The following is a 10,178-nucleotide window of genomic DNA, read 5'->3' on the forward strand; positions in this document are numbered from 1 at the left end:
ATAGTAGGAGTACGTATAGTTTTGAGGTAGTCCAAATTGGTTGTTACGTCTCATAAATAAGAAATTCCCATTCGCATCGTAATCTATAGGCATGGTAAAGTCAAAATTATCAGTGACCTGTACATTTCTGGACACTCCGCGCGGTAATAGTGGTCGTATTAGCAGCTTCAAATCCGGCATCCGTAACAGCTTTAGCGTAAGTATGATTTTATTTCTGAATAATCTACAAAATTAAATCTTTTTTAAAAGGGAATTTCGGTTAGCAGAATTGGTAGATTTCTCTCGTTAACAGTGATTCAGAATCTATTTAACTACTAATCCGCCAGTGTATCTTTTCTAATCGAGCGTGAATTTCCTTAAGCGTTGTCAATATTTCAGGTTCATCCGGCAGCTCTCCATATACAAGATTTCTGAAGTCACTTTCATACGTCGATCGCAGCTTCATCCAGGTTGATTCACATTCTTTATAAATGAGGGCCTCTGACGGATGGTTTTTAAGCCATTCACTGCCGCTTCAGAAGCTGGCCACATCATCTGACCCGACCTTATTTATTAGGTCATCAAAGCCCGAAGAATTGAAAAAACTCCTCACCTCTTCTTCTGCAAGCAGCTTATGGAGATCATACGTATGGCGGATTTTAGCTTTCAGGTTGATAAGCGGTTGATCTGTAAATGAAAACCGGACGAGGCTCATTATTTTCTCGCATAGGGTCCGGTTCACATGCAGTACGTTCATCGTAAATGGCTCAAGCTCATATTCGCGGATCATCGGTTTTTGATCCGTACCCAGAATCATTTTGCGAATAAAGGTATCCACTGGTAAAGGTACAAACGGCTCGAAATTACCAAGCGCGCTTATTTCAACTATAAGTATATCCCGAACCTGCCCAAAACTTCCTTTAAACTCCTTCTTATACTGGTGTGCAGTCTTCCTCAGATTGCCATGTTTGCTTGTTAACCCCTTTATTTCAACCTCAGGCAGTATTTTAGCCGCTTCTTTACTAATGGCTCTTATTCGCTTTGCGATTGTCGTTGCACTTTCGCCTTCCTGCGAAACTACGGCAAGATCAATGTCTTCTGAAAAACGCTCAATCAACCCATGACACTTTGACAGCGCAGTACCTCCTTTAAAAACTATTTTATCACCGGCTTCAGACTGAAACAAAGATTTCAGCATAAAAGTGACCCAGTAATCTTTCTCTACAAATATTTCGGGCAAAACAAGCTCAGCTGCTGTTTTTCGTATGGCATCTGTAAATAGCTTCTTATGCTTATGCAGTATCATTTGATGTTCCAATTTTGTGAAGTCGAGAGTGCTTCTTCCGCCCCCGGAATGGCATAGGTAGTAATCGGATTCAAAGAACGCTTCAGGCGCTCTGTGGCCGAACTTTTGCCCTGATCTTCCAATATAGCACCAAGCAGCGCCTGTGCGGCTGGCGGATACTTGAGAGCCAGCCTAACCATAGTATTTATTTTGCCCGGTTCCAGCGTACTGAATTGCTCCGAAAGTAAACGTATTGAGTTTTGTACCGTAGCGTCCGGTATTTTTTTGAGGTATCTGAGACAGTCCAGGTACTGCAGCAGAGGGATGTTTTCTTTTGTGATGATATTCTTTTGCAGGATAAATGATATTCTGAACCGACCTCTTTTAAAAGCGGGACGTATTTGGTTCTTGCCAATCTGTATTACACTGCTTACTTGTGTGGTGAGGTTCAGTTGATTATAAATGCTAACACCAGTCAGGTATCCTGTAACCTTGCCCTCATCTTCCAGCAGGTCTTTTACAACCTGATAGGGATCGGGCGGCAGAACTCCAAAAGCGGACTGTTCGGGTTTGTAGTAGCGCCCTTTGGAAAGCTTCTCTATTTTCCCGCCGACTGCCATACGGTTCAGCGCTTTTATCACAGCTTCCTTGTTATTCACCTCACCAATAAAATCTTCATAGGTAAAAACATATCCTTTGGGAAGTCTGTTAATCATATATACAACAAAATCAGTAGTTTTCATGGGTATACTTTTTGTCTGTAATATACGGCATGTCCAGTTTATTTAATAAAATACTGGACATATTGATGTTTTCCTTAAGCGGCGAACGATCAAGCTTAATTAATTTGGGGGATTAACCTTCCCACTGCTTTACGTGATATTTGTTGAACAGATCCTGCCGATATTCACCACTCAGGGCGACCTGCCCGACTACCGGCGGAAGCGACCGTGATCCCGATCCCGAACAAACTGCAGTTGCTTTGATATCGATATCCTCCCCCCTGCTGTTTGAACCAACAAAATTATGGTCCTTTTCTCAAGGCTATCAACTTATAAAGACCTTGTTTTTGAACCACATCGGTATTTTTATTTCAGCATTCAAAACTCCCAGTTAATCTTTACACTCCTTTCAAGGCGACCCGTCGTAACAATTCCCCTTGCTTTCTTTTTGTGTTTCCAGCGGGATGCGTTTGGGATGGCGCAAGGTGTTAAGCTCCGGAACAATTAGCCCACTCAATCCCCCCCCGCTCGATGCGCGCATCCCCCCGCAAGTCTGCACCGCGGTTTCAGCGCACCATTTGCGCATGATGTCCGGGAAAAACAACGGGCTTCTTAACCGCTTACATGCGGGGAGGATGTGCCGTAAGCTTCGGGTCGTTTTCTTTACAACTTTTGCCCTCGGCACAGGCAGGAATCCGAGGGCTTTGGCTTAATTTGCGGCAATAAATTGTCTGAAAGGCTGTTTTTTCCGGTCTTCAGTTTTCAACCATCATTCACCCTTACGCTATGCGATACTTTACGTTAAAGCACTTGTTCATGGCATTGGTCGCCGTCCTGCTGCTGCAGGCAGTCCCTGCCGCTGCCGCTGTTCTCGCGCAGGATCAGCATGACGACAACACCCGGCTGCTTCGCTTCCCGGCTACCAATGGCGAGCAGATTGTGTTCACTTTTGCCGGCAACCTGTTTACCGTCGGTATAGAGGGCGGTGTGGCCCGGCAACTCACCAATCATGAGGGCTTCGAAATGTTCCCGCGCTTCTCGCCCGACGGCACCGAAATTGCCTTTACGGGTCAGTACGACGGCAATACCGAAGTGTACCTCATGCCTGCGGAGGGCGGCATCCCGCAGCGGCTCACCATCACCGCAACCCTCGGCCGCGATGATGTGGGCGACCGCATGGGCCCCAACAACATTGTGATGGGCTGGCACCCCACGCAGGACGCTGTGCTGTACCGCTCCCGCAAACGCTCCTTTAACGCCTTTCAGGGGCAGCTTTTTCTGGCCGGGCGCGACGGCGATATTTCGCAGCAGGTTCCGCTGCCGAGAGGCGGCTTTGCCTCCTACTCCCCCGACGGCACGCAGCTGGCCTATAACCGCATCTTCCGCGAGTTCCGCACCTGGAAACGCTACCGCGGCGGCATGGCCGATGATATCTGGATTCACGATTTCGAATCCCGCGAAACCATCAACTTCACCAACAGCAACTCGCAGGATATCATCCCGATGTGGCACGGCGACCAGATTTTCTTCGCCTCCGACCGCGATGATAACATGCGGATGAACCTTTGGGTGCAGGATGTGAACGGCACCGAAGCCCGGCAGCTCACCTTCTTTGAAGATTTCGACATCAAGTTTCCGTCAATAGGCGGCGGATTTATCGTTTTTGAAAACGGCGGCTTCATCTACCGCTTCCATATCGAAAGTGAGCAGCTCGACCGGGTGCCGATTCGGGTACACTCAGATAATCTGTTCAGCCGGGGCGGTCTTGTTCAGGTTCACGATCAGATTCAGTTCTGGGGCGTTGCGCCCGATGGCAGCCGGGCCCTTTTCGGCGCGCGGGGCGATATTTTTACGGTGCCGGCAAGCAGCGGCATTACCCGCAACATCACGCAGTCAGCCGGGGTACACGACCGCAACCCGGCCTGGTCGCCCGACGGGCGGCATATCGCCTACATTTCAGACAAAACCGGCGAAAACGAAATCTGGATGCGTCCGCAGGACGGCTCCGGCGAAGCCGTGCAGCTCACCGACGGCGCCAACACCTACTTCTTCTCCATACAGTGGTCGCCTGACAGCCGCTACATCCTGTGGACCGACAAAAAACTCCGCCTCCGGTTTGTCGATACCCAAAACCGGCGCGTCACCACGGTTGATACTGCCGAATTCTGGGAAATCAGCAGCTTCACCTGGTCGCCCGACAGCAAATGGATTGCCTGGACCCGCCCCGAAACCGAAGGCATGCAGCGCATCTGGATGTACTCCGTGGCCTCCGGCGAATCCTTCCCGGTTACCGATAAATGGTTCAGCTCCGGAAATCCGGCATTCAGCGACTGCGGACGCTTCCTGTTTTTCACCTCCAACCGCGATTTCAACCCCATCTACAGCTGGACCGAGTGGAACCACGCCTATCAGGATATGTCGCGCATCTACATGATTGCGCTGGCACAGGAAACCCGCTCGCCCTTCCTGCCCCAAAATGACGAGGTCAACGCGCCTGAAAGCAGCAGCGAAAGCGCCATTTCCGGGGATAATGTGAAGGTTGACCGCGCGGGCATCATCGACCGCATCATACAGCTGCCGGTACAGCCCTCGAATTATTTCAACCTGAATGCTGCAGGCGGGCGCATCTATTATATGCGCAACGGCAGCCGCGATCAGCGCGCCCTGCTGCTCATGTACGATATTGCGGCACAGAAAGAAACCGAGCTGGGCGCCGTAAACAGCTACCTGATTTCGGCCGACGGTAAAAAGATGATGGTATGGCAGCAGGGCCGGTACGGCATTATTGATCTGCCTGCGCGGCCGGTTGAAGTTACGGAGCCCCTCAGCCTCAGCAACATGCGCGTGAATCTGGACCGGCAGGCCGAATGGCTTCAGATTTTTGATGAAAGCTGGCGGCAGATGCGCGACTTCCTCTATGCCGACAACCTGCACGGTGTGGACTGGCACCGCGTGCGCGAGCTGTACCGTCCGCTGGCAGAAGCCGCGCGGCACCGGCTCGACCTCACCTACGTGATCGGCGAAATGATCGGTGAACTTAACGTGGGCCATGCCTACGTAGGCGGCGGCGATGTGCCGCAGCCGGCACGCGTACCGCTGGGTCTGCTGGGCGCGGAGCTCAGCCGCGACGGCAGCGGCTTCTACCGCATCGACCGCGTACTGCGCGGGCAAAACTGGGTAACCGGCCGCCGCTCGCCCCTTACTGAAGTGGGCGCAAGCGTGCCGGAAGGGCACTACATCATCGCCGTGAACGGCATGCTCACGAGCGATATGGCCAACATTTTCGAAAGCCTGATCGGCCTGGCCGGTGAAACCGTGGTACTTACCGTAAACGAGCGCCCGCGCACGCAGGGTGCCCGCGAAGTGCTGGTGCGGCCCGTAGCCGACGAGGCCGACCTGTACTACTTCAACTGGGTGCAGCGCAACATCGAAATCGTGAACGAGGCCACCAACGGCAGGGTCGGGTACATCCACATCCCCGACATGAGCCCGGCGGGTCTCAACGAGTTTGTGAAGCATTTCTACCCGCAGCTGCGCAGGGAGGCCCTCATTATTGATGTGCGCGGCAACGGCGGCGGCAACGTTTCACCGATGATTATCGAGCGCCTGCGCCGCGAAATCGCGATGGTGAGCGCGCCCCGCAACGTGGTTCCGCGCCCGAACCCCGAGCACATGATGCTCGGCCCAATGGTTACCCTGCTCGACGAGCACTCCGCCTCCGACGGCGACATCTTCCCGTTCCGCTTCCGTCAGCACAACCTGGGGCCGCTCATCGGCATGCGCTCCTGGGGCGGGGTAATCGGCATCCGCGGCTCGCTGCCCTTCACCGATGGCGGTATCCTCAACCGGCCGGAGTACGGCCTGTACAACATCGAGGGCACCGAGTGGATTATCGAAGGCGTGGGCGTTGAGCCCGATATCGAAATCGACAACGACCCCGCGCGCGAGTTCGACGGAATCGACGATCAGCTGAACCGCGGCATCGGGGAAATCCTGCGCCTGCTCGAAACCGAAGGCTTCCAGCTGCCCCCGCGCCCCGACTTCCCCATCCGCAACTAAGCCGTATTGAAGTTCAGTCACCCGGAACCCGGATGGTTTTGGGATCCGGACCGAACAGTGAACCTAAAATCCAAAAACCCCGCAGCGCTCCGCTCAGGAGATGCTGCGGGGTTTTATTTTTTGGGAAAACTCCGTGCGCATCACGGTCAGCAGTGCTGGTTCAGCCGCCCTCAGCCAACGGCAGGGTCCGTGCTTTTTGATGCGCGTATGTGCGGAATCCGGTCGTCAGGTTCAAAATCACCCTCAGGCCCCGCCCGGCCCCATCCGCGTTACACCAGTGACCAGTGTAGGGCCGGCTGTGTTCAGGTGTAAGGTTTCGGGATTGCGGCCTGCAACGGGGCCCCAAAAGCAAGGCGCCTCCCGCAGGATTGGGAGGGCAGAGCCAGCACGACTGCCCTTGATGTGCACGGCGTTCACCCCAAAAAAAAGCCCGCCGGCCCTTCCGGAAATTTGGGACAGGCCGGCTTTGATTTTTTGGGTGATGGCATCGCTTGATGCGTGCTGTGGCCTAAACGACTCCCTGCGAAGGCCTGCAAGATTTTGATTTTTATGAATGTATAACACCAATTCCTCTCCAAAACAATGAAATATTTCGCTTAATCCTGAAGATGAGTCCCGCTGCAACCATTCCTGGCTGCAGCGGGATTGTTTGGGTTTATGGCCATGATTTATTTCGCCTGTAGTGGCCATACGTCTGTAAATGGTAGTCTACCTCAAATATTAAACTGGAATATTACTCATCTGATTTTAGGAATAATTAGACAGACCATGTTTAGGTTTTCCCTATAAAACCTTAAGAACCATCATAAAAATACCATTCTAAATACTACCCCATTTATTCTTTTTATATCCTTGCAAAGAAGGATTTGTCAGACACTTTTTCATAATAAGTTCATCTAAAATTTCATAGCCTGTAAACACACCGCATTTTTCCACAGCCTTAATAAAAGTATATTTTTGTAAACAACAAATAATCAAAGATAGAGATAAACCAATATTAAACTTAATCTTACAGCCACCTTGTCGACAGCCAGTAAGTAAATATAAACACACAGAACTTTACACACAACGAAGTACAGGGCTTATTTTTTGCTTTTTTTGAAATTTGAATAATAAGTATTTTTACTTATAGCATACATTGAAATCATCGATAAAATAAATCCAAGCATACATTATTCGCACTCACACTCGTGAATATACTTATGTACTAATACAGTACCCCGAATTCTCCTACTAATCATCCAAGGCCGAAAGAAGAACAGATGATGGTTAACTATCGCTAAACAGCGTTGTTGAGCCACAAACGGATTCGGGCATCAGGTACAGTCCGGCTCAGCATTCTTGCTAAATTTTTGGGGCAAACAGGTGATTTAGCGGGCGTTCCGGGTCTGTTAATCCGCAAACAAATCCGATGCGCTTCGCCCTTGTCAAGGCATGATAAAACAAAAAAGCCGCCGAAAACTAAATTTCCGGCGGCTTTGGTAATCTTCAGCTGCTGAAAGAGTCGCAGCTAAAAGCTGAAATGGCTGATTTTATTTTACCAGCATCATCTTGCGGGTTTGTACGAAGCTGCCCGCCTGAATGCGGTAGATGTACATGCCGCTGGAGAGGCGGCTGGCGTCGAAGTTCACGCTGTGCCGGCCGGCGGCCTGCTGATCGCTCACCAGAACTGCTACCCGCTGCCCCATCAGGTTGTACACTTCCAGCTGTACCTGCGCGGCTTCCGGCAGGGCATAGCTGATTTGCGTAGTCGGGTTGAAGGGGTTGGGATAGTTCTGGTTGAGGGCGAACTCAACAGGCAGGTCATCGCGGCCGATATCGGTAGTGATGATGGTCTGGAAGGTAAAGGCCTCTGACCATGGCCCTACACGATCGCTGTTTTCGCCGCGCACGCGCCAGAAGTAGGTGCTGCTGCCCTGCAGGCCGCTCACAAACTGCTGTGTGTTTATGAGGTTGGTAGCATCAACTGCGAGCTGCTCAAATTCCTCATCGAGGGCGATTTGCAGATCGTAGGTTTCGGCACTTGCCGCAGCCTGCCAGTTGAACACGCCGAAAAGCTGGATATCAACGGCATTGTTGGCGGGGAAGAGCTTCACAACGGCGGAGGGATCCGCTTTGGCTGTGGTGAAGTTCCAGACTTCAGACCACTCGCCTTCGCCGGCAATGTTGAAGCCTTTTACCTGCCAGAAGTAGGTTGTCTCAGCTTCCAGATTCTCGAGTGAGATAAAGGTTTCACCGGTTTCGGCTTCGAAAACTTCATCAGCCAGATCGGCATCAGCAGAAATGCGGAATACGTAGGTTTCGGCATTTGCATCGGCATCCCACTCGAAAACGATGTCTTCAAAAACGGAGGTCGCTTCATTGGCGGGCGTGCTGAGCGCGATGGCTTCGGGCAGCCCTTCCACAATCACGAGTGTTACGGGCACCGTTACTTCCGGGTTGATCGGGTCGTTGGTGGTGATGGTCACAACCGCGCCATAGGTACCCGCGGGTACGCCTTCAACCGAGAAATTCAGGCTGATTTCCTGTACGTCTTCATGAGCTATGGCACCGCTTGCGGGCTCAGCTTCGAGCCATGCCATGGCGGCTTCATCAACTGTGATGGCGTACTCAAGGGTTTCAAGTCCCTGATTTGCAATGGTGAAAGATCCTTGCGGATTTTCATCGCGCACGGTGGCGAAGGTCATGTTGGCGGCATTCAGAATCATGCGCGGCTCTTCAATCACGATATCCATTTCCAGGGTTACCGGAATCTGGAACAGCGGGTTTTCCGGGTCGTTGGTTGCAATAGAAATGAGCGCGTTGTAGATGCCTTCCGGTACATTGCCGGTTGCGGTGAGCTCAATCTGCTGCGATTCGAGTCCGTCAATACGGCCGGTGGAACTGCTTAGGGAAAGCCAGCCGTCGTTGCCGTTCAGGCGCACATTATCGAAAAAGCCTGATTCGCCGTTTTGGCTGTTGTTGCTCAGAAACACAACCTGCTCGACCGTCTGACCTGACCAAAAGCTGCCGGTATGGATGAGTTCGCCATCTATGAAATAGCGGATTTCGTTGGCTTCGGTGTCGAGCTCCTGTGTAAAACGGTACCATGTTTCAGGCTGGAAAGTGCCAACATTAACCGTACTTGCACCTCCGGTAAATACCTGCAGATTACCATTGGAAGCAAAACGGAATCGGGTTGTGATACTGCCAAGTGAGGGTGACTGAAGGGCCACATCATAACTTGCCCCGCCGAGGGCTTCCACGTAAACATCTGTTTCGAGGGTATAAAACTTACTGCCGGCCGGAATCAGCGGAGAGCGCACACCGATGTTCGTATTCCCCGGCGTGCCGCTTTGCTGCGCAATCTGCAGGGCCCAGTTCCCTTCGCTTGCGCGCACATCTGAAATAACCGGCTGACTGCTGCTTGCTGCGAGGGTGCTCCAGCCCAGCTGATTTCCGATATATCCCGGCTCGAAACCTTCTTCCGGCTCAAATGAGGTGATAACTTCGTCAGACTGAATAACCGCTGCATTCCAGAAATTCTGGTCCATAAAAGCTGCCTTATCAGCAGGGATCGGTCCGGCCGAAGCAGCTGCGGTAGCCGCATCACCGTAAACCACAGAAATGGTGTAGTTTAACGGGCCTTCGGCTTCGTTGATAATCTCGAAGAAGGCACTTTCAGCCTCGTTTTCACTCAGAGAGAAAGTAAAGCCTGAGGTTGGCGTAACATTAGCTGCAGGCGGGCCAAGCAGCGAAAGCTCCAGCGCCTGAGCGGCATTAACACGGCCGCCGGCAATGGTGTTGTTCACAAAAGCGGGAATTGGGTCAACGCTGTTCATGATCCAGGAGCGAAGCTCTGTTGGGGAAGCATCCGGGTTTACCGCTTTCAGCAGGGCTGCAACACCGGTGGCGTGCGGGCTCGCCATAGAAGTACCGGAAAGGGACGCATAGCCGCTGGTATTGATGTAGGTACTAAAAATGGCAGAACCCGGCGCTGCTACGTGCACGGTATTGGCGCCGAAATTGGAAAATCCGCTGCGCTGATCGTTACGGTCAGAACTCGCAACAGCCATCACGTTAGGCAGGTTGTAGCCGGCCGGATAAAAATTCTGGTTGTCGTTGTTCGTGCCGTTGTTACCGGCAGCGGCGAT

General features: G+C 52.0%; 4 protein-coding genes. 1 reads left to right on the top strand and 3 read right to left on the bottom strand.

Annotation, left to right across the window (positions count from 1 at the left end; translation table 11 throughout):
• Window positions 1–514: 514 nt before the first annotated feature.
• Together LAT75_RS13630 and LAT75_RS13635 are read right to left on the bottom strand one after the other, a co-directional pair.
• A complete protein-coding gene (locus LAT75_RS13630) occupies window positions 515–1,297 on the bottom strand; it encodes a nucleotidyl transferase AbiEii/AbiGii toxin family protein (RefSeq protein WP_291483230.1) in 783 nt (260 codons plus the stop codon).
• Complete coding sequence (locus tag LAT75_RS13635; protein ID WP_291483231.1) at window positions 1,282–2,007, bottom strand: DUF6088 family protein; 726 nt, start codon at window positions 2,005–2,007, stop codon at window positions 1,282–1,284. Before LAT75_RS13635 ends, LAT75_RS13630 begins: the two co-directional genes overlap by 16 nt.
• A gap of 765 nt (window positions 2,008–2,772) precedes the next feature.
• Between LAT75_RS13635 and LAT75_RS13640 the strand changes: the two genes are divergently transcribed.
• Window positions 2,773–6,045 carry a S41 family peptidase gene (locus LAT75_RS13640; protein WP_291483232.1) on the top strand — a complete coding sequence of 1,091 codons (3,273 nt, stop codon included), beginning with the start codon at window positions 2,773–2,775 and terminating at the stop codon, window positions 6,043–6,045.
• A gap of 1,532 nt (window positions 6,046–7,577) precedes the next feature.
• Here LAT75_RS13640 and LAT75_RS13645 read toward each other — a convergent pair.
• The coding region (locus LAT75_RS13645) for a S8 family serine peptidase (RefSeq protein ID WP_291483233.1) at window positions 7,578–10,178 on the bottom strand (2,601 nt) is incomplete at its 5' end.

The sequence above is a fragment of the Cyclonatronum sp. genome (assembly GCF_022565315.1).
Taxonomy (GTDB): Bacteria; Bacteroidota; Rhodothermia; order Balneolales; family Cyclonatronaceae; genus Cyclonatronum.